Genomic DNA, 18,420 nt, shown 5'->3' with positions numbered 1-18,420 from the left:
CAGAAGCGCCGGTCTTTTAAGACAAGTTTTCGCAAACAGATTCGTAAAAATCTTTGTTGCTCGTAATTGCAATTCCAAATTTCTTAAGACATAAAAATAGTCCGACGCATTGCGCCGGACTAGTCAAATCTCGCAACCGCGATTTTAGGAGGAAGCGCTAAGGGAGCGAGAATACCGTCAGGCTGCCGCCCAGGTTTGTGTATTGCTTGAGGCCAGCGTAACCGCCGACTGCACCCAGACCATCATTGGGATTAGTCAAACCGGCAGCCAAACCGATGCCGGCCCAACCGCCGACGCCCGAGTAGACACCAACAAACTGATTGCCTTTGTGCTCGTAGGTGAACACGTTACCAACGATGCCGGATGCGGTCTTGAACTTAAATAGTTCCTTGCCGTCTACAGCACTGACAGCCTTCAGGTATCCTTCAAGAGTGCCGTAGAAAACAACGTCACCAGCAGTAGCAAGCGCGCCAGACCAAACCGAGAACTGTTCAGGGACCGACCACTTGATCTCTCCCTTCCCAGCATCCCAAGCAATGAAGTTACCCATGCCGCCATGACTGTTGGGAGCAGTGTACATCGACACCGTCGCGCCAACGTAAGGCTGACCCGCAGTGTAGCTCACCCGGAACGGCTCGTAGTCCATGCAGACGTGATTGGTCGGCACGTAGAAGAGACCACTCTTTGGAGAGAATGCCGCCGGCTGTTGGTCCTTTGTTCCAAGCGCAGCCGGACAAATTCCCTTCACGTTTACATCTTCACCGTTTTGGAATGTTGAATACTTGGCGACGACCTTCGGACGCCCATATGTTGAGCTCTTGGGATCCAAGTCCACACCAGACGTCCAGTTGACAACCGGATCGAATTTCTCAGCAACGAGCGGAATTCCCGTCTTTCGATTGATCGTATAAGCTAAGCCATTTCGATCAAAGTGGACTAGCGCCGGAACAACCTCTCCATTTACCGGAATGTCCGCAAGTATCATTTCGTTGACACCGTCGTAATCCCATTCGTCAAACGGTGTCATTTGATAGGCCCACGCCGCAACACCAGTTTCCGGATTTCTAGCGATTATCGCCATCGTCCATTTTTGGTCGATGGGCTTCCCATCCGGACCAGCACGCTGTGCAGGATTCCAAGTCGACGGATTTGCCGTCCCATAATAGATCAGATTGAGTTCGGGATCGTATGAGAACCAACCCCACGCTGTTCCTCCGCCGATCTTCCACTGATCGCCGTTCCAGGTTTTGAGGGACGAATCCCGGCCAACCGGCTTACCCAGGGATGTTGTCCTCTCGGGGTCAAACAGAATTTCATCGTCCGGACCTGTGGCGTAGGCACGCCAAAGGCGTTTCCCATTCTTGATGTCATAAGCCGTCAGGTGACCGCGCACACCAAATTCAGCGCCAGAATTACCAACGATCACTGCGTTCTTGACGACAAGCGGTGCAGCAGTCCCCGACTCACCCTTTTTGGGATCGCCATTCACTGCCTTCCAGATTTCTTTCCCCGTTTTCGCATCGAGAGCTACGACAGCAGTGTCGGCCTGATGAAGAAAGATCGTTCCATCCGCGTAAGCGACACCTCTATTCACTGTGTCGCAGCACATTATTGCGACCACTGCGGGGTCTTGCTTAGGGGCATAAGACCAGAGAATCTTCCCCTCGCTGTTCAAATCCAACGCATAGACGTTGTTTGGGAACGGGGTATGCACGTACATGACATTGTCAATCACGAGCGGCGAACCTTCGTGGCCCCGCAACACGCCCGTCGAGAAAGTCCAGGCGACCTTGAGATCTTTGACATTAGTCGTGTTGATTTGATCCAGCTTGGAATACCGTTGATTGTAATAATCACCGGATTGCATCGCCCATTGTTTTGGATCGCTCGTATTTTTTGCGACGTCATCATTGGCGATAGCAGTTGTCGCAAACATACTGACCAAGGTCAGCGCTAGCCCTAGTTGGCCCTTTGCCATCTTTGTTTCCTCATCCAATATTAAATTGGTGTCCTTAGGGCCGCGGGCTTGCAACATTTTCCCTCAACCCATTGGTTGAATATCCCTGCCCTATCGGAAAGTCAACCATTCGGTTGAGCGATGACACTGCTCCGGAGCGGCATCAGGGCCTTCCCGATGTCCGCGAGCCGCAATCCGAAGCTATAGTGGTGCCGTTCAACTTCTTCTTGCCCGCCAAGACGAATGCCGAAGCGGTAGTTGAGCACCGCCGAAACCCGGCAAAATCGGACCATCAATCACCAACGCCTTCACGCCTCGGGCAGACGCCACGATCGCTTCCCAGATGTCGACGGTGAAGCGCAACTTGAGCGCCGCGATCCTGTTGGCCGCACCCCTCTGAACTTGTCCCTCGCAGAATCTGTTGGTTGAACCGCCCTCCGCCAACTTGATCACTGCCAGCGGCACCAGCAGCTTTTCCCGGATACGTAGTTGCAGACGCTTTGACCTACCCGCTCCGTGACAACCGGAGGGGCTCGCTGTTCAACGCTGGCCCTCAAGGACGCGAAGCGTTCTCTAAATTGTCTTGGCCTGCTAGACCTCCAAAGAGGGGGAACACAACCCCAGGCACAGCACGCATGCAACGCCGCAGGCCGCAAACCTACATTTCGACCTGCAAACCACGGTAAGAGTACGGATTGTTACGGAAGGAAGGCGCTTCGCCCTGGTGGCCCGTTGGTAGCCTGGGCCCAGCGCCCCTAAAATCGGTCACTAAATTAGCCAATGAATTCATTGGCGATCCCGGCAGGATTCGAACCTGCGACCTACTGCTTAGAAGGCAGTTGCTCTATCCAGCTGAGCTACGGGACCACAATTGACCGACGGCACATGACTACCACAGCTGTCGTAGAGGACGCATTAATGCGTCCAGGAACCGATCCGGCCGAACTTGAAATTATCGGCATACGACTTGCGCACAGGCTTGCGGTCCTTCGGATCAATAAGACGATAAGCCAGCCCGTGGCGCTCAGCATAGGCGATCGCATCTTCCTTGCTGGCAAACTCCAACCGGACTTGAGAATGCATGTCAGCCGAAGATGTCCACCCCATCAGAGGTTCCACCTCACGCGGAGACTCTGGCTCGTATTCAACGACCCATTCCATCGTCCGCGCGCGGCCCGATTGCATAGCCGTCTTGGCAGGCTTGTAGATGCGCACAACCATGCTGATTTCCCGCAAATGAAGCGAAAACACGTCCGTTCATCGAATAGCCGCAGCCACCCGGACGCGCAACCCACATGAGGTAATTTCTAGGTATTTGAAAAGGAAATGGTCGGGGCACGGGGATTCGAACTCCGGACCCCCTGCTCCCAAAGCAGGTGCTCTACCAGGCTGAGCTATGCCCCGACATGCCAAGTTCGTAACTGGCTGACTGTCTGTGCCGCCTCTTGCCGCTCAGGTCAAGCGTGCAGAACAACTGAGCCTCATAAATCTGATGTGACACGGTGGCCCAAGACGCTGATTAACGCGATGAAGCGGTTCCAAAATGGGCGTGTCGCACAAGATCACCCGCCTTGATTCCCAATCGCGAGGCTTCGCCCCCACCAATCTCTAGAACGCCTGTCGCATCCCCGTGCGAACTAACGATGTCGTCCGACATCGGCTCCGTATAAGCCGCGACGCGATGAACGCGCCCATCCGCTCGAATAAAGACCATATCGAGAGATATGTATGTGTTGCGCATCCACATCTGAATTTCAGTGGGCTCTTCATAGGGAAAGAGCATCCCTGTCCCAACAGGGAGCTCGGTCCGGTACATTAGCCCCCGCGACTTCTCTTGCGGCGACCGAGCAACCTCCACCTCGAAGGTATGAGTTTTTTCTCCACTTTGAATCGTCAGCGTCTCGCGTGGCATTTGTCCGCCTGCGATGCTCTCCGTCATCCCAAAGAAGCCACAGGCCGCCAAAATGGCAACCGACAACGACAACAGGGCCGCGAAGTTCGCAGCCCTGCCTGAGAGTGTACGGTAAAATGTCAAATCGCTGGCTTTAATGCTGGACCGGAAAGCCCATCGTCTGCTGGCCATCCGGCTTGAGTTCCGCCGCCATGCAGCCCTTCTCACCATAGCCATAACGAACCTGTACCACTTGCCCTGGACGCAGCTCAGTAAAACCGAACCGACGCAGCGTCTCCATGTGGCAGAAGATATCAGGCGTGCCCTCGCCACGCGTTAAAAAGCCAAATCCGCGTACGCGATTAAACCACTTGCAGATCGCCCTCTCCCAATCGCTCTCTGGCGTCACGATAACGTGCGTGCGCTGCGGAAGCTGGGATGGGTGAATCGCCGTACTTTCGTCCATGGACAGAATGCGGAAAGCCTGCATGCCCTTGGGCCGCTTCATAACCTGGCAATGAACCCGAGCCCCTTCGTAAGCGGTCTGAAAACCGCCGGCTCGCAAACACGTAACGTGCAACAGCACGTCCCCCAGCCCATTATCCGGTACAATGAACCCGTAACCCTTGGACGCATCGAACCACTTTATTGAGCCAGCAACTTCGAACACCTCCAGACCGGCTTCTTCCAGGGCTTCCACGCTCTCATACGTGATAAAGTCCTCAGAAAACGGACCGGAAGGTCGCTTTGAATCGCTCATAGTGTACCCCCGCTGCCATGTGACATGGCCTACGATAATGCTAACATTTAACTAGACCGCGGAGGCCGTATCGTCGGGCTGCCCTCTGCCCTCAAACCAGTGATCCGCGGTTGAGCGGAACATACCATCTCCGAACGCCAAAGGTAGTCCCCTGGCAAGCCGTCATCCCCAGCAAACAGGGGAGCACCCCCCTAATTTGCCTCAACTTTTTATGGTTAAATATCTGTCAGCAAAGAGCCTTTCGGCTGTCACGATTCTTCAACAAAATAAGTTTTGCACGATCTTTTCTGGGGCGGTTTGGTAATCAAATTTCGACGAAATTGTGCCCGCGGGCGCAGCGAATCGGTCGCGATGGTTCGCCTGAGCCCTAAGATTCTGCCCAAACGAAGCTTCTTGCCTGGCATTTCTTGCCCGGACCTTGCGCATCCTTGAAACTCCGCCCCTGTCCCAACCGGACAGCACATGCGATAACCGTTTACAAGCGGGTCGCGCCCGGCAGCGACTACGGATTTCGCGCGATCAGAACCTGACAAGGAGACATCATGCGCTATCTGCATACGATGGTCCGGATTTCCGACATCGACGAGAGCCTCAACTTCTACTGCAACATACTCGGCATGCGAGAAATGCACCGCATGGAGAATGAGGCGGGCCGGTTCACGTTGATCTTCCTCGCAGCTCCCGAAGATCGCCAACGTGCGGCCGCCGAAAAAGCCCCCGTCCTGGAGCTCACATATAACTGGGATCCAGAACCCTACGGCGAAGGCCGCAACTTCGGCCATCTCGCGTTCGAGGTTGATGACATCTATGCCACGTGCCAACACATTGCCGACGCTGGCGTCACAATAAACCGTCCGCCGCGCGATGGACGCATGGCTTTCATCCGCTCGCCTGACAACGTCTCGATTGAGTTCTTGCAAAAAGGCGATGCACTGCCCCAGCAAGAGCCTTGGGCCTCCATGCCAAACACCGGTCACTGGTGAGCGAAAAGAACGGCGAGTTCACGCCGGCACACTCCAGCAAGCAAACCGAGAACTCTCATGTCGCGCCGACAATTATAATTGTCGGCGCCGGTCCGGCTGGCCTGATGGCTGCTGAAACGGTCGCATCCGCAGGTCTCAGAACCCATATCTTCGACCATATGGCAGCACCCGGCCGCAAGTTCCTAATGGCTGGGCGGGGCGGACTTAACCTGACGCACTCCGAGCCATTGCCGGACTTTCTGAACCGGTATGGCCCTGCAAACACGCCGCTTTCCGACATTGTCGAAAGCTTCCCCCCCGAAGCCCTGCGCGCATGGGCCGAAGATCTCGGCCAGCCGACGTTTGTCGGCACAAGCGGAAGAGTTTTCCCGCAAACCTTGAAGGCTTCCCCATTATTGCGGGCTTGGCTTCAGCGGCTGACGGACCTTGGTGTTGAACTCAATTTGCGCCACCGCTGGCTCGGATGGGACGATACAGGGCACCAAATATTTGCACGTCCCGACGCCGACAATTTACTTATCAGAGCCGACGCCACGATCCTCGCCCTGGGCGGCGCCAGTTGGCCACGCCTAGGTTCCGATGGCACGTGGACCGAAACGCTCGCACACGCAGGGATCGGCATCACCCCCATTGGCCCATTCAACGCTGGTGTCTGCATCGCCTGGTCCAAGCATCTCATTGACGGCTTCGCGGGGCAGCCGCTCAAACGTATTGCGCTAAGCTACGCAGGTCGGACAGTACGCGGCGAAGCAGTCATCACGCGCACCGGCCTCGAAGGGGGATGCGTATATGCGCTCAATGAGCTGATCCGAGACGGACTTAACGCGCACCACGCCCCGATAGTCCTGGATCTCGATCTTCGTCCCGATCTTGACCTTCAACAGCTGACCGAACGACTGAGTACGTCTCGCAGCCGGCAATCCATGGCAACATTCCTGCGTCGCAAGACCGGCCTGACCACCGCAGCCGTAGCGTTGGCTCGGGAGCCGGATGGCAGATTACCGGAGGACCCGCAAGAACTCGCGGCACACTTAAAAAAAATCAAGCTTGAAGTCACGGAGCTGTCTCCGTTGGGTCGCGCCATTTCAACAAGCGGCGGCGTGGCCTGGGACGCTATCGATGAGAACATGATGCTGCGCGATCGGCCTGGCGTCTTTTGTGCCGGCGAGATGCTGGACTGGCACGCACCAACGGGCGGCTATCTTCTCCAGGGCGTGTTTGCCACCGCGGTCAAAGCTGCCCGCGGCGCTCTCAACTGGCTCGGACACCCGCATCCCGCAAAAATAAAATGAAATAACATTACACATGCTTTTATTTCCCAGAGCTACCAAAATAACCCGGATCACAAGAGGAACATTTAGAAATGTTAGATCATAACACCTGACATGTTATTCTGTTACGGTTATAGAGTATCGGAATTGCTTGCGTTCCGCCCCATCTGATCGTGAAAATAAGAAGAAATACTTAGAATTGGGCCATAATCGCGCGTTTTGCTCTTGAAATAGTCGCTTCCCGATGTTTATTGGTAGTCAGGCGCCAACGGAGCGCGCCAAGAAATTTGGCACTCAAACTAACGGAGGAAATCATGAAGGTTTGGAACAAGCCACAGGTTCGCGAGCAGGAAGTTGGTCTCGAAGTAACGAGCTACCTGCCGGCAGAGATCGACGTCATCTAATGACGTTCTGATTTGCCCGACATGCATGTCATGTAGGCACGGCGGTCGAGGCATCGGCCGCCGTTTCTTTTTTCTACCCCTGCAAACAGGCAGAGCTTCAGCGTTACGGCGCAACGGCATACAGCTGCGGCTGTGGTCACTGAATAGATAATTAGGTCAGCGCCCTGTAGGCCGCTTAACGCACCATGCTTCTATTAGGAAAGCAGCTCGCGACGTTCCGCCTTCCCTGATCCGCTATGGAACGGGAACTGTGATTGCGGGGAAACTGACTATGAGTTCACACATGATCATAAAGGTGTTGGGGTCAGCCGCCGGCGGCGGTTTTCCGCAATGGAATTGCAACTGCTCAAATTGCGCCAGCGCCCGCGCCGGTGAGCCGGGGTTCTCCCCCCGCACCCAATCGTCACTGGCCGTAAGTGCGAATGGTACGGACTGGCTTTTGCTCAACGCCTCTCCAGATCTGCGCCAGCAAATCAATGAAACTCCGGAACTTGGCGCCGTCCGCAGCGGCAGCCTGCGCAATACACCGATTAAAGCTGTCGTCGTCACAAACGCCGACGTCGACCATATCGCTGGCCTCATCAATCTGCGCGAACAACAACCGTTGGCCCTTTATGGCTCGCACCGGGTGCTCTCGACGCTCGCGGCCAACAGCATTTTCAATGTCCTCTCGAAGGACTTCGTTACCCGCTCCGACCTTCCTTCTGACGAGCGGGTTGCGGTAAAGGGGGCGGACTGCGATCTCGGCCTCACCGTCGAAGCCTTCGATGTACCCGGCAAGGTCGCACTCTTTTTAGAGGATGAAAGCCGCGGGCCAGATTTCGGCACCCAAAAGGGCGACACCATCGGCCTTGAAATAACAGAAACCGCTACCGGCAAGAGATTTCTCTATATTCCAGGCTGCGCCACCATCGACGCGGCTCTCGCAAAACGCCTCGAGGGCGCACCGTTGGTCTTCTTCGACGGCACGCTATTCGACGACGAGGAAATGATCCGCCAAAAGCTGTCGCAAAAAACCGGCAAGCGCATGGGCCACATCTCAATATCCGGCCCGGAAGGTTCCATATCATCTTTCAAGAACTTGAATGTTGATCGGAAGATATTCATCCACATCAACAACTCGAACCCCATCCTCAACGATAATTCCGAAGAGCGGCAGGCAGCCGAAGCAGCCGGATGGGAGGTAAGCCATGACGGCATGGAGGTACGACTATGAGTGAGCGGCGTTTTTCCGAGGCTCCAGTTACGGACCTCATGACGATTGATGAATTCGATGCCGCAATCCGAGCGGTTGGTGCTGAGCGGTATCACGACAAGCACCCGTTTCATCAATTGCTACACGGCGGCCACCTCAGCAAGGGCCAGGTGCAAGCATGGGCACTGAATCGCTACTGCTATCAATCAGCCGTTCCGCGTAAGGATGCAGCCTTGATCTCACGCGTCCATGATCGCGAACTACGCCGCGAGTGGCTGCACCGCATCCATGACCACGATGGCCTCGGCGATGAACCGGGCGGCATCGAGCGCTGGCTCGTTCTAACAGACGGCTTGGGTCTTGATCGTGAATACGTAACGAGCATGCAGGGCGCCTTGCCCGCGACACGCTTTGCCGTTGAAGCTTATGTCCAGTTTGTCCGCGAGCAACCCCTTGTCGTCGCCGTCGCCTCATCGCTGACTGAGCTGTTTGCTCCTAAAATTCATAAGGAGCGTATTGCCGGAATGCTCGAGAACTACGATTTCATTGACGACAATGTCATGGCGTACTTCAAGCGCCGCCTTAATCAAGCACCGCGCGATGCGGACTTCGCACTCGACTACATCAAGCGGAACGCCAAAACCCGCCCTGAACAGGATGCTTGCGTCGAAGCCGTGCGCTTCAAATGTAACGTACTGTGGGTCCAGCTGGACGCCTTGCATCATGCCTACGTTGAGCCGGGCAACATCCCACCCGGAGCTTTCCGTCCAGGAGAAGCAAATGACTGAGGCTGCACAACCCTCACGCCTCGTTGTTACACAAGACAGCCGACTGCGGCTGCCCCGGCATATTAAGCTGCGTCACGACCAGGGACGCGGCAAGTGGCTCATACTTGCACCCGAACGGGTTTTTGAACCCGATGAGATCTCCGTCGAGGTCCTCAAGCTGTGCGATGGCGAACGCTCCGTAAGCGAGATCGCACAAAAATTGGCAGCGGACTATCAGGCCCCAGTCGATGTCATCCTTACCGATGTTATTGCCATGCTGCAGGACCTGGCTGACAAAGGAGTTTTAAAATCATGAATGAAATGGCGCCAGGAACCGTTGCCGAAGCGACGCCCGTCAATGAAAGTACGAACTGCGCGCGCGCCCCGATCGGTCTATTAGCCGAGTTAACTCACCGTTGCCCGCTGCAGTGTCCATATTGCTCCAACCCGGTCGAGCTTGAACGCGCCAATACCGAGCTTTCGACAGAGGACTGGCAAAACGTGATGCGTCAAGCCGCTGAGCTTGGCGTTCTTCAAATCCACTTGTCGGGTGGCGAACCAACCGCACGCCGTGACCTCGAAGATATCGTCGCGACCGCTGCAGAAGTCGGCCTCTATACAAACCTGATTACGGCTGGGGTTTTGCTGACGAAAGAGCGGCTGCAGAAACTTCGAGACCTGGGACTGGACCACGTTCAGCTCTCGATTCAGGACGTCGATCCAGAAAACGCGAACCGCATCGCAGCCTACAAAGGCGGCGCGGAAAAGAAGCACGAAGTCGCCAAGTGGGTCCGCGAGCTAGATATGCCGTTGACCATCAACGCTCCCCTCCACCGTCAGAACATCGACAGCTTACCGCGCATCATCGACTATGCCGTCGAAGTCGGCGCTGGCAGGTTGGAAGTTGCCCATATTCAATACTACGCCTGGGCGCTGAAGAACCGCGCCGCGTTGATGCCGACCCGCGAAGCTTTCATGAAGACGGCCCAGATCGTCGATGAGGCAAAGGAGCGCCTGAAGGGCATTCTCGTCATCGACTTCGTCGTCCCCGATTACTACGCAAAATATCCTAAGCCCTGCATGGGCGGTTGGGGGCGTGGCATCATGAACGTTACACCATCAGGACGCGTCTTACCCTGCCACGCAGCGGAATCACTTCCCGGTTTAGAATTCGACAATGTTCGCGACAGACCGCTCGCCGACATCTGGCTGCAAGGTCAAGCATTCCAAAAATTCCGCGGCACGGACTGGATGAAAGAACCATGCCGCTCCTGCCCGCGTAAGGAAATCGACTTCGGCGGCTGCCGTTGCCAAGCCTTCGCGCTCACCGGCGATCCAGCTAACACCGATCCGGCATGTTCACTCTCACCACTTCACAAAGAGTGGGCAGAAGTGGCAACGCAAGAATCTCACGTTGAGCCACCCGAGTTCATCTATCGCCGCATGGGTAAACCCACGACCGAGCCCACACGCGGCTAATATGCGGTTTACTGTCATTCCTGGCGCTGCACACTGAAGCAACTTGCAGTTTTGCTGCAGCGCCGAAGAAAACGCTCTCCCTCACGCACGTCGCAACGTCACTCATGCGCCATGTTCACGCACCGTTCAAAAAGCGCTTGCCACTATGTTGATACACGGTATCGATAACCGTCCGAGCGGCATCAGAATAACCGACCAAGGGAGAACCACTTCAATGCTTAGCAGAATACTTGCACTGGCTCTTGTCGTCGCGCTACCAACCGTGGCCGCAGCTCAAGATGCCGAGGAAGGCAAGAACGTCTTCAAGAAGTGCCGCGCGTGCCACACAATTGGTGAGAAGGCCGTTAACCGCGTTGGCCCAGAACTCAATGGTGTCGTCGGCCGCAAAGCAGGCTCCATCGAAGGCTTCAACTATTCCGCCGCGATGAAGGATTCCGGCATCACTTGGGACGAAGCATCTCTGAGTGAATTCCTGGCGAAGCCCAAAGATAAGGTTCCCGGAACCAAGATGGTGTTCGCGGGTCTCAAGGACGACACCGATCGTGCAAACCTGATTGCATATCTCAAGTCGTTCAACGCGGATGGTTCTGAAGCGAAGTAAGCTTCAGCTTACGAACCCCATACAGATTGCAACGCCATGCTCGCAAAATCGGGCGTGGCGTTTTCTAATTGGAAGACACTGCGCAGAAGAATTGTCCTCTTGCCTTCAAGCGAGCGGCGTCACACCCTCCGCATCGATGTCATGCAGCCATTCCTCAATAGTGCGCCCATTAAGTTCCATGTCTGCAGCGACGTCTGCTAACGGCGCCAGCACGAACGCACGCTGGGTGATATGCGGATGCGGCAACACAAGTTCTTTGTCGGACATCTCGACACCGCGATAGACAAGAACATCGAGATCGATGACACGCGGACCCCATTTTTCGGAGCGTTCGCGCCCCATCTGAGTTTCGACCTCAAGACACCGCCGCAAAAGACCGTGAGGAGAAAGTTCCGTCGTCACACTGACACATGCATTGACGAACCAATCTTGGTCGGTCTTCCCCCACGGCGGAGTACGATAATTGCGCGAGCGCTTAACAAGTTGCACATCACCACTTTTAGCGATGAGACTAAGAGCACGCTCAATATTGCCGACCTTGTCGCCGATGTTCGAACCTAACGCGACAATGGCGTCAAAAGCCGGCGCGTGCCCATCATCCCTATTCATGGCAACTCCGTTACCGGATCAAAAGAATGCGTTAAAACGCACGTGGGCCCAACGCGGATATCCCGTAGTCAGCCGCACATCTAACGCGTCACTCTTGTGTGGAATACAAACCAGAAGTCGAACACCCGCGTTAGTCATACTTAATGTATGCAAATCGCAGATCGCCCGTCGGCGTGCCTTCAAGGGCGCCGCCTTCCTTAGCTGGTTGCCACTCGACGACGTCTTCGATCTTGCGAGCAAGTTCAAGATCTTTCATCGTAATGCCCTTAGCCGTATGGGTTTGCAGACGCACCTCGACCCAAGCATAAGAGGCGGTTATATCAGGGTGGTGCCAGGCAGCTTCCGCCAGGTGACCGACGGTATTAATGACCATCAAAGTCCCCTTCCAGCTCGCCGTCTTATAAGTGCGGCGAATCCAACCACCTTCGAGTTTCCACTTCGCAAGATTGGCGCCGAGCCACTCGACAACCTCGGTGTCTTCCATCGCCTGTTCACGCGCGTTCATGTTGCCCTCTCTCGGCCTTTCGTGGACATTGTAAAAGACGCATCAATCTAATGCGAGCTATGGACCACAGACACATGTCTGCAATCGCTGAAGGCAGCAAGTCAATCGCAAAGACCCTGAAATCTCGGGTCGATAGCGTACACATCGTCGCCCCGGCCCGGCTGCACCTGGGTTTTCTCGATCTGAACGGAGGACTAGGTCGCCAGTTCGGCTCGATCGGACTTGCCCTCGACACTCCCGTAACGGAATTGACATTGCGGCGTGCCAACTACGACGCAGCGGAGGGCGTTGAACAGCACCGCAGCGCGCGCGCTCTCAAGCACTTTAAGGCCGCGCTCAATATTGACGGTAACTATCATCTGGATGTCGCCCGCGCCATCCCAGCGCACGCCGGTCTCGGCTCAGGCACACAGCTGGCGCTCGCTATTGGCGTCGCTCTCAAAACACTAGAGCAACAGCACATAACTGCCGTCGAATTAGCCGAAGTAATCGGGCGAGGCGCACGCTCCGCAATCGGAATGGCAGCTTTCGAGGCGGGCGGATTCGTTGTAGATGGAGGGCGTGGGCGGTCTTCTACTCCGCCGCCAGTGGTATTCCGTGGAGATTTTCCCGCTGACTGGCGCATTATGCTCGTCAAGGACCCCGAGCGAGCAGGCGTCCACGGCGATACAGAAACAGAGGCTTTCGCCAATCTCGATGGCATGACGCCCGAAGAAAGTGGCGCGCTCTGCCGGCTGATGATGATGCAGCTTCTGCCTGCTTTAATCGAACAAGACATCGCAAATTTTGGTAGTGCGCTCAGTAAGATACAGGAAGTTGTCGGTCGCCAGTTTGCCGTCGCTCAGGGGGGGATATGGGCGAGCCCAGCCGTCGAAAGCATCGTCAAGAAAATGGCTGATCTCGGTGCGGTTGGAATAGGCCAGAGTTCATGGGGCCCGACAGGGTTTGCATTCGTCCCGTCTCAGGCTGTGGCGGATAGTCTCTATCAATCTTTAATCGATGACGCTAAACGGCTGGATCTGGAGATCGACATCGTCCGTGGGCGGAACCACGGTGCGTCGATCCAGTTCTAAGTCTCAAACGCCACTTGAAACCAAGAGGACCGTCCCGTGAGCGAGCCGACCCCGATTCTGCATATGTTTGCGCCGCAAAAGCACATGAGCCCTTTTGATGTGAATATGGCCGCCGATGCTGGTTATAAGGTCATCACCCCTTATTTGAATGTCACGTTGGAAGAGGTTACGGGCCTCGTTCAGGACGCCATTTTCTCCCGTCCGCCCGCGTCCGGTGTGCGCACGGGCGTATTCATCGGCGGCAAGGACGCACTCCTCGCCCTCGACATGCTCAAGGCTACCAAGGAAGCGATGGTTCCGCCGTTCGAGCTGTCGGCCTTCGCCGATCCAGCCGGCTCCTTCACGACCGCAGCAGCGATGGTCGCGTGCGTTGAAAAGGTCATGAAGGACAAGTTCCAACGCGACTGGAAGGGCACCAAGGTCGCCATCTTCGGTGCCACCGGCGTCGTGGGCTTCGCATCTGCGGTAATCGCAGCTCTCGAAGGCGCGGACGTGAAGATGGTCGCTCACCGCGGCATCGATCGCGTTATTGCCACGTCTAACGCTGCCAAGGAACGCTTCGGCGTTGACCTCGAACCCGTGCCGGGCGAGACACCCGACCAAAAGGCAGCCATTGTCGCTGAAGCTGAAATTGTATTCGCCGCCGCCGCCGCTGGTGTTCAGGTGCTCGGCAACAGCGAACTAAAGAATGCCCGCAAGTTGCTTGTAACAGCGGACGTCAACGCGGTGCCCCCCCCCGGCATTGAAGGGATGGAGCTGTTCATGAATGGTGAGCTCCTACCAGGCTGCTCAACGACCCTCGGGGTTGGCCCCCTGGCCATCGGCGACATTAAGTACAAAACCGAGTCCGGCCTCTTTAAGCGCATGATCAGCTCCGACAAGCCCTTGCTGTTGGATTTCCGCGACGCCTTCGCGCTCGCACGCACGTTGGTCGGTTGACCACCGAAACGATCCTGATTGTCGCCTTGTCTGGGCGGATGCTCGCTGCGTCCGCCCAGCGAGCTGGTTATTGCCCGCTCGTCGTTGACTGCTTCGCGGACGACGATACCCTCGCACTATCCGGTGCCGTCGAAAAGCTGCCTTCAGCCTTCACGTGTGGTTTCGATGAGCGAAGCCTAAGTGACGCACTGCATGCCATAATGAGCAAGGCAGGCGTCGGCCCAACAAGCAATCCGCTCATCGTCCTGGGCGCAGGTTTCGAATGCGAGCCGGAGGTTATTGCAGCGCTCTCTCGAGAATTCCGTCTCTGCGCCTGCGATGCAAGTGTCGTCAGCCGCAGCAAAGACCCAGTCGTTCTATTTCCGCTCCTGCGCGACCTCGGCATCGTGCATCCAGAAACGCGACTCGATCCACCGGCCCCAGCCACAGAGCCGTGGCTGTCAAAGCGTATCGGTGGAAGTGGAGGAACTCATATCTTCCGCTATGATGCTCGGCGGAAAGTTCGCCCCAATCGCTACTACCAACGCGAAGTTTCCGGCGAGTTGATCTCGGCGACCTCACTCATCGGCAGCGATGGGCAAGCCTTCGCCTTCACGCGTTCGTGGCTAAGCCCCTCTGATCGCCATCCCTTCCGCTTTGGCGGCATCACCGGCCATGTCGAACTCGACGAGGATATCGAGGCACGTATTGTGGACGCTTGCGTCAGCCTCGCCCCCGCGCTTGCATTAAAGGGATTGGTCTCATTTGACTTCATTGTCGTCGGCGACGAACCCCATCTCATCGAAGTAAATCCACGTCCCGGCGCGTCGCTCGATATCCTCGACGATGCCTCTGGTACTTTGTTCAAAGCTCACCTCGCAGCCTTTACGGAAAACGAAGCCGTTGAGCTTCTGTCACGCGAATGGCGCCCCCACCCTCAAGCTGCAGCTTATGTCTACGCAGATCGTGGAGAGCTAACCGTTCCTGACGTTGCTTGGCCGGAATGGGTGAGTGACCGCCCGCCTCCCGGACGGGTCATCCCGCCACACGCACCGGTCGTCACCGTCCGCGCCCTCGCCGAAGATCCAGATACCGCAGAACAAGTTTGTCGCGTTCGCACCCGCGAAATCGCGGACGTGCTATATCAATCCTCCGAAAACCAAGGGAAACGCCCAGATGAATGCAAGTAACGCGGCAGCAGTCAGCGTAAATGCCAACGGAGTGCAGATTGCTGACGACATCGTAAGGCGCGCTGCGGCTTTGCGTGCGCAAGTACGAATTGGCGAGATCGGCGAACGCCTGATCGACTGTGGTGCGGAAACGATTGGCAGCTTGGAACTAGGCCGCTTGCTCGGCGAAATCTGCATGGGTGGTCTTGGCACCGTAACCCTCACCGGATCCTCGCCTTTGCCGAAATGGCCGCTTGGTGTCGTCGTCCACGCGTCCAATCCAGTCGTCTCTTGCCTCGCAAGCCAATACGCTGGCTGGACGATTCAGGACGAAGTAACGGGATTTTTCGCGCTCGGTTCCGGTCCAGCGCGCGCACTTTCACGCGTTGAGAAACTCTTCGAGGAATTGAACTACGCGGATAACCATCCGCGTGCATGTCTCGTCATCGAAGGCGACAAGGCGCCCCCCCCAACCGTTGCCAAACTCGTAGCCGACGCGTGCAAAATCTTACCATCAAACCTAACGATCTTATACGCGCCGACGAGTTCACTCGCAGGCTCCGTGCAGATCGCCGCTCGTGTCCTGGAAGTCGCGCTCCATAAGGCGCACGAGTTGCACTTCCCGCTGGACGATATCCTCGACGGCTATGGTGCGACGCCAATTGCCCCTCCATCACCTGATTTCATCAAGGCCATGGGGCGCACCAACGACGCCATCATTTATGGCGGCCATATCCAGCTCTTCGTGCGGGGCACCGACGAAGACGCCGAACAGCTCGCCAACGCATTGCCCTCGAGCCAATCGCGCTCTTACGGAAAGCCGTTCGCGGAAACCTTTGCCGAGGTGGGTGGAGATTTCTACAAAATAGACCCGCTCCTATTCAGCCCAGCGCTGGTCACCGTCTCAAACGTTCAAACAGGCCGTTCGTTCAATGCTGGAAAGCTCGCCTCCGATATCGTCGACGCCAGCTTCGCCTGACGCGCCGCCGGTTTCCGAAAACGCACCTGATGTCGTCATCTTCGTCGAAGAGAACGGAGGTGATTGGCATGCGGGACGCTTGGCACGTGCACTCGAGTTACGCGGCGCACGAACTGTCACGACAACGTTACGCCGTTGTGCGTTCGATACGGTGTCCTCCACGGGCCTGCGCATTCCAGGCTTTGACGGCACTTTACCCAAGGGTGCATTCGTCAGGGCCATCTCAACGGGCAGCCTTGAAGAGATAACGTTCCGCCTCGGCATCCTGCATGCCCTGCGCGAAAGCGGCGTGAGAGTTTGGAACGACGCCCGCGCGATAGAACGATCCGTAGATAAATCGACGACCACCTTTTTCTTCCAGCGCGCCGGGCTTCCTATCCCGACGACGCGTACGTTCGAAGCCATTCAGCGTGAGCGCTATTGTCACGGGCTCGCACCGCCACTGGTGTCAAAACCGCTTTTTGGTTCGCAGGGCAATGGCGTCCGTCGCCTCGAAAGCTGGTCGGACCTGCCTGACGCCGCAACGGTCAATGGCGTTTACCATCTACAGGAATACCTCCCGCCACACAGGCCAGACAGCTTCGAAGATTGGCGTCTCTTTGTCTCTGGCGGACGCTTGGTAGCGGGCATGACTCGGCGCAGCACTCAATGGGTAACGAACGTACACCAAGGTGCCGAACCTACTGCGCTAAAGCCAGATGTCAGGACCGCTGAACTCGCGATCGCAGCTGCCGCCGCAGTCGGTGCGGACTACGCCGGTGTAGACATCATGCGGACTGAGAACGACAAGCTCTTCCTCCTTGAGATCAATTCCAATCCAGCATGGAAAGGCTTGCAAGGCGTGACTGATGTCGACGTCGCCCAATGCCTCGCGGATGATTTCCTCGCCGCCGTCATGCCGACGCTCATCAAATGACGCGGCTGCTTGCAGCACACGACGTCGCACAGGCGTTCGTGGCCGCATGCCGTCTCGAATTATCCGCATTGAAACCCGGAAACGTGCATGTCCACGCAAGTGGGCATGGCATGCAACCAAGTGATTTCGAGCGAGCCGCGGAAGCTGCAGCGCCCCATATAACGACGCCTGGCCTGCCTGTGGGCACGCGAATTCGCCGCGCTGTCGAAGCGAGTTTCTCGACTGTGGGGTGCAATACCAATCTGGGCATTGTCCTGCTTTGTGCCCCGCTCGCCTACACGACCAGTGAACCCGTCGACGGCGAAGCTCTCCGCGATCGTCTTGCGAATGTACTCGCAGACTTGAGTCAGAATGACGCCGCTGAGACCTTCAAAGCCATCGCACGTGCGAACCCGGGCGGCCTTGGCCATTCCGAACAGGCCGACGTAACGGCCCCCGCCGAGATAACCCTATTGCAAGCGATGAAAATCGCCGCCGACCGCGATCGCATCGCCCGTGCCTACGTGACAGCATACGCTGATATATTTGAAATCGGTCTACCGCTTTACGAGACCGCGTTGCGTTTTGCCGAAACGCCTGAACTCGCAGTAACCACGCTGCACATGCACTATCTATCGCGATTTCCAGACACGCATATCGCGCGTAAATTTGGCCCTGAAACGGCACTTCACGTACAAAATGCTGCACGTGCGCTGGCACCCAGCTGGCAGCCTGTCGCACGCACAATGTCCCTGCCGGATTTGCTGAACTTCGACGCCCAGCTGAAGGCCGAGGGCATTAATCCGGGAACAACTGCAGATTTCGTGGTTGCGACAATCTTTACCGAGAAACTCCTTGCCCTCCTTGCATCACCAAGCAGGTAGGAAGAGGCTTGTCTTTCGGCGACTCTCTGCGGTATCTACGGGCGGGGCTCAGGCGCGCCGCTATCCGGCCAACCGGTTCG

Annotated in this window: 21 protein-coding genes and 2 tRNA genes; 14 read left to right on the top strand and 9 right to left on the bottom strand. The window is 56.5% G+C overall.

Annotated features, from left to right (window positions below):
- Positions 1 to 157: 157 nt before the first annotated feature.
- The 7 genes from BLS30_RS14550 to BLS30_RS14520 form a co-directional block, all read right to left on the bottom strand.
- On the bottom strand, positions 158 to 1,978 hold the full coding sequence (locus tag BLS30_RS14550) for a methanol/ethanol family PQQ-dependent dehydrogenase (protein ID WP_046480287.1): 1,821 nt from the start codon (positions 1,976 to 1,978) through the stop codon (positions 158 to 160).
- Between the two features lie 101 nt (positions 1,979 to 2,079).
- Positions 2,080 to 2,250, bottom strand: a complete 171-nt coding sequence (locus BLS30_RS18185; RefSeq protein WP_160298726.1) for a hypothetical protein — start codon at positions 2,248 to 2,250, stop codon at positions 2,080 to 2,082.
- A gap of 497 nt (positions 2,251 to 2,747) precedes the next feature.
- Positions 2,748 to 2,824: transfer RNA gene (locus tag BLS30_RS14540), tRNA-Arg, on the bottom strand.
- Positions 2,825 to 2,872: 48 nt separating this feature from the next.
- Complete coding sequence (locus tag BLS30_RS14535) at positions 2,873 to 3,178, bottom strand: ETC complex I subunit (protein ID WP_090230281.1); 306 nt, start codon at positions 3,176 to 3,178, stop codon at positions 2,873 to 2,875.
- Positions 3,179 to 3,284: 106 nt separating this feature from the next.
- Positions 3,285 to 3,361: transfer RNA gene (locus BLS30_RS14530), tRNA-Pro, on the bottom strand.
- A gap of 115 nt (positions 3,362 to 3,476) precedes the next feature.
- On the bottom strand, positions 3,477 to 4,040 hold the full coding sequence (locus BLS30_RS14525; protein WP_244512452.1) for a DUF192 domain-containing protein: 564 nt from the start codon (positions 4,038 to 4,040) through the stop codon (positions 3,477 to 3,479).
- Positions 4,003 to 4,608, bottom strand: a complete 606-nt coding sequence (locus BLS30_RS14520) for a cold-shock protein (RefSeq protein ID WP_046476478.1) — start codon at positions 4,606 to 4,608, stop codon at positions 4,003 to 4,005. Before BLS30_RS14520 ends, BLS30_RS14525 begins: the two co-directional genes overlap by 38 nt.
- A gap of 542 nt (positions 4,609 to 5,150) precedes the next feature.
- Between BLS30_RS14520 and gloA the strand changes: the two genes are divergently transcribed.
- The 8 genes from gloA (at position 5,151) to BLS30_RS14485 (ending at position 11,308) form a co-directional block, all read left to right on the top strand.
- The gene (gloA, locus tag BLS30_RS14515) at positions 5,151 to 5,591 is read left to right on the top strand and encodes a lactoylglutathione lyase (protein ID WP_090229852.1); all 441 of its coding nucleotides are present in this window, start codon (positions 5,151 to 5,153) and stop codon (positions 5,589 to 5,591) included.
- Positions 5,588 to 6,883 (top strand): TIGR03862 family flavoprotein, encoded by a 1,296-nt coding sequence (locus BLS30_RS14510; protein WP_244512450.1) that lies wholly within the window; start codon positions 5,588 to 5,590, stop codon positions 6,881 to 6,883. Before gloA ends, BLS30_RS14510 begins: the two co-directional genes overlap by 4 nt.
- Positions 6,884 to 7,176: 293 nt before the next feature.
- Positions 7,177 to 7,266, top strand: coding sequence for a pyrroloquinoline quinone precursor peptide PqqA (gene pqqA / locus BLS30_RS14505; RefSeq protein ID WP_046476472.1), 90 nt, complete (start codon positions 7,177 to 7,179; stop codon positions 7,264 to 7,266).
- Positions 7,267 to 7,549: 283 nt separating this feature from the next.
- Positions 7,550 to 8,482 carry a pyrroloquinoline quinone biosynthesis protein PqqB gene (pqqB, locus tag BLS30_RS14500; RefSeq protein WP_046476467.1) on the top strand — a complete coding sequence of 311 codons (933 nt, stop codon included), beginning with the start codon at positions 7,550 to 7,552 and terminating at the stop codon, positions 8,480 to 8,482.
- Positions 8,479 to 9,249, top strand: a complete 771-nt coding sequence (gene pqqC / locus BLS30_RS14495; RefSeq protein WP_046476464.1) for a pyrroloquinoline-quinone synthase PqqC — start codon at positions 8,479 to 8,481, stop codon at positions 9,247 to 9,249. The genes pqqB and pqqC overlap by 4 nt, the downstream gene beginning before the upstream one ends.
- Positions 9,242 to 9,544, top strand: coding sequence for a pyrroloquinoline quinone biosynthesis peptide chaperone PqqD (pqqD, locus tag BLS30_RS18180; RefSeq protein ID WP_046476461.1), 303 nt, complete (start codon positions 9,242 to 9,244; stop codon positions 9,542 to 9,544). Before pqqC ends, pqqD begins: the two co-directional genes overlap by 8 nt.
- Positions 9,541 to 10,707, top strand: coding sequence for a pyrroloquinoline quinone biosynthesis protein PqqE (gene pqqE, locus BLS30_RS14490; RefSeq protein WP_046476458.1), 1,167 nt, complete (start codon positions 9,541 to 9,543; stop codon positions 10,705 to 10,707). Before pqqD ends, pqqE begins: the two co-directional genes overlap by 4 nt.
- A 214-nt stretch (positions 10,708 to 10,921) precedes the next feature.
- Entirely contained in the window at positions 10,922 to 11,308 is a 387-nt protein-coding gene (locus BLS30_RS14485; protein ID WP_046476455.1) for a c-type cytochrome, read from the top strand.
- A 105-nt stretch (positions 11,309 to 11,413) separates the two neighbouring features.
- Here the strand turns inward: BLS30_RS14485 and folK are convergent, their stop codons facing one another.
- Both folK and BLS30_RS14475 read right to left on the bottom strand, forming a co-directional pair.
- Complete coding sequence (gene folK, locus BLS30_RS14480; protein WP_046476452.1) at positions 11,414 to 11,917, bottom strand: 2-amino-4-hydroxy-6-hydroxymethyldihydropteridine diphosphokinase; 504 nt, start codon at positions 11,915 to 11,917, stop codon at positions 11,414 to 11,416.
- A gap of 130 nt (positions 11,918 to 12,047) precedes the next feature.
- Positions 12,048 to 12,422, bottom strand: coding sequence for a 4a-hydroxytetrahydrobiopterin dehydratase (locus BLS30_RS14475; protein WP_046476450.1), 375 nt, complete (start codon positions 12,420 to 12,422; stop codon positions 12,048 to 12,050).
- A gap of 74 nt (positions 12,423 to 12,496) precedes the next feature.
- Here BLS30_RS14475 and BLS30_RS14470 point away from each other — a divergent pair, with 74 nt between their 5' ends.
- Genes BLS30_RS14470 through BLS30_RS14445 form a run of 6 tightly spaced genes read left to right on the top strand, consistent with a single transcriptional unit; the run spans position 12,497 to position 18,340 of the window.
- A complete protein-coding gene (locus BLS30_RS14470) occupies positions 12,497 to 13,495 on the top strand; it encodes a beta-ribofuranosylaminobenzene 5'-phosphate synthase family protein (RefSeq protein WP_090229849.1) in 999 nt (332 codons plus the stop codon).
- A gap of 36 nt (positions 13,496 to 13,531) precedes the next feature.
- Positions 13,532 to 14,434, top strand: coding sequence for an NAD(P)-dependent methylenetetrahydromethanopterin dehydrogenase (locus BLS30_RS14465; protein ID WP_090229847.1), 903 nt, complete (start codon positions 13,532 to 13,534; stop codon positions 14,432 to 14,434).
- Entirely contained in the window at positions 14,431 to 15,603 is a 1,173-nt protein-coding gene (locus tag BLS30_RS14460) for an ATP-grasp domain-containing protein (protein ID WP_090229844.1), read from the top strand. Before BLS30_RS14465 ends, BLS30_RS14460 begins: the two co-directional genes overlap by 4 nt.
- Positions 15,590 to 16,561, top strand: a complete 972-nt coding sequence (gene mch / locus BLS30_RS14455; protein ID WP_046476445.1) for a methenyltetrahydromethanopterin cyclohydrolase — start codon at positions 15,590 to 15,592, stop codon at positions 16,559 to 16,561. The genes BLS30_RS14460 and mch overlap by 14 nt, the downstream gene beginning before the upstream one ends.
- Positions 16,515 to 17,477 carry an ATP-grasp domain-containing protein gene (locus BLS30_RS14450; protein ID WP_082100991.1) on the top strand — a complete coding sequence of 321 codons (963 nt, stop codon included), beginning with the start codon at positions 16,515 to 16,517 and terminating at the stop codon, positions 17,475 to 17,477. Before mch ends, BLS30_RS14450 begins: the two co-directional genes overlap by 47 nt.
- Positions 17,474 to 18,340, top strand: a complete 867-nt coding sequence (locus BLS30_RS14445) for a triphosphoribosyl-dephospho-CoA synthase (protein WP_046476443.1) — start codon at positions 17,474 to 17,476, stop codon at positions 18,338 to 18,340. The genes BLS30_RS14450 and BLS30_RS14445 overlap by 4 nt, the downstream gene beginning before the upstream one ends.
- Positions 18,341 to 18,420: the final 80 nt, after the last annotated feature.

Origin of the sequence: Filomicrobium insigne (genome assembly GCF_900104305.1) — a bacterium.
GTDB classification, from domain to species: Bacteria; Pseudomonadota; Alphaproteobacteria; order Rhizobiales; family Hyphomicrobiaceae; genus Filomicrobium; species Filomicrobium insigne.
Note: the sequence above shows the minus strand (reverse complement) of the source record. Positions and strands in the feature narration are given on the sequence as shown.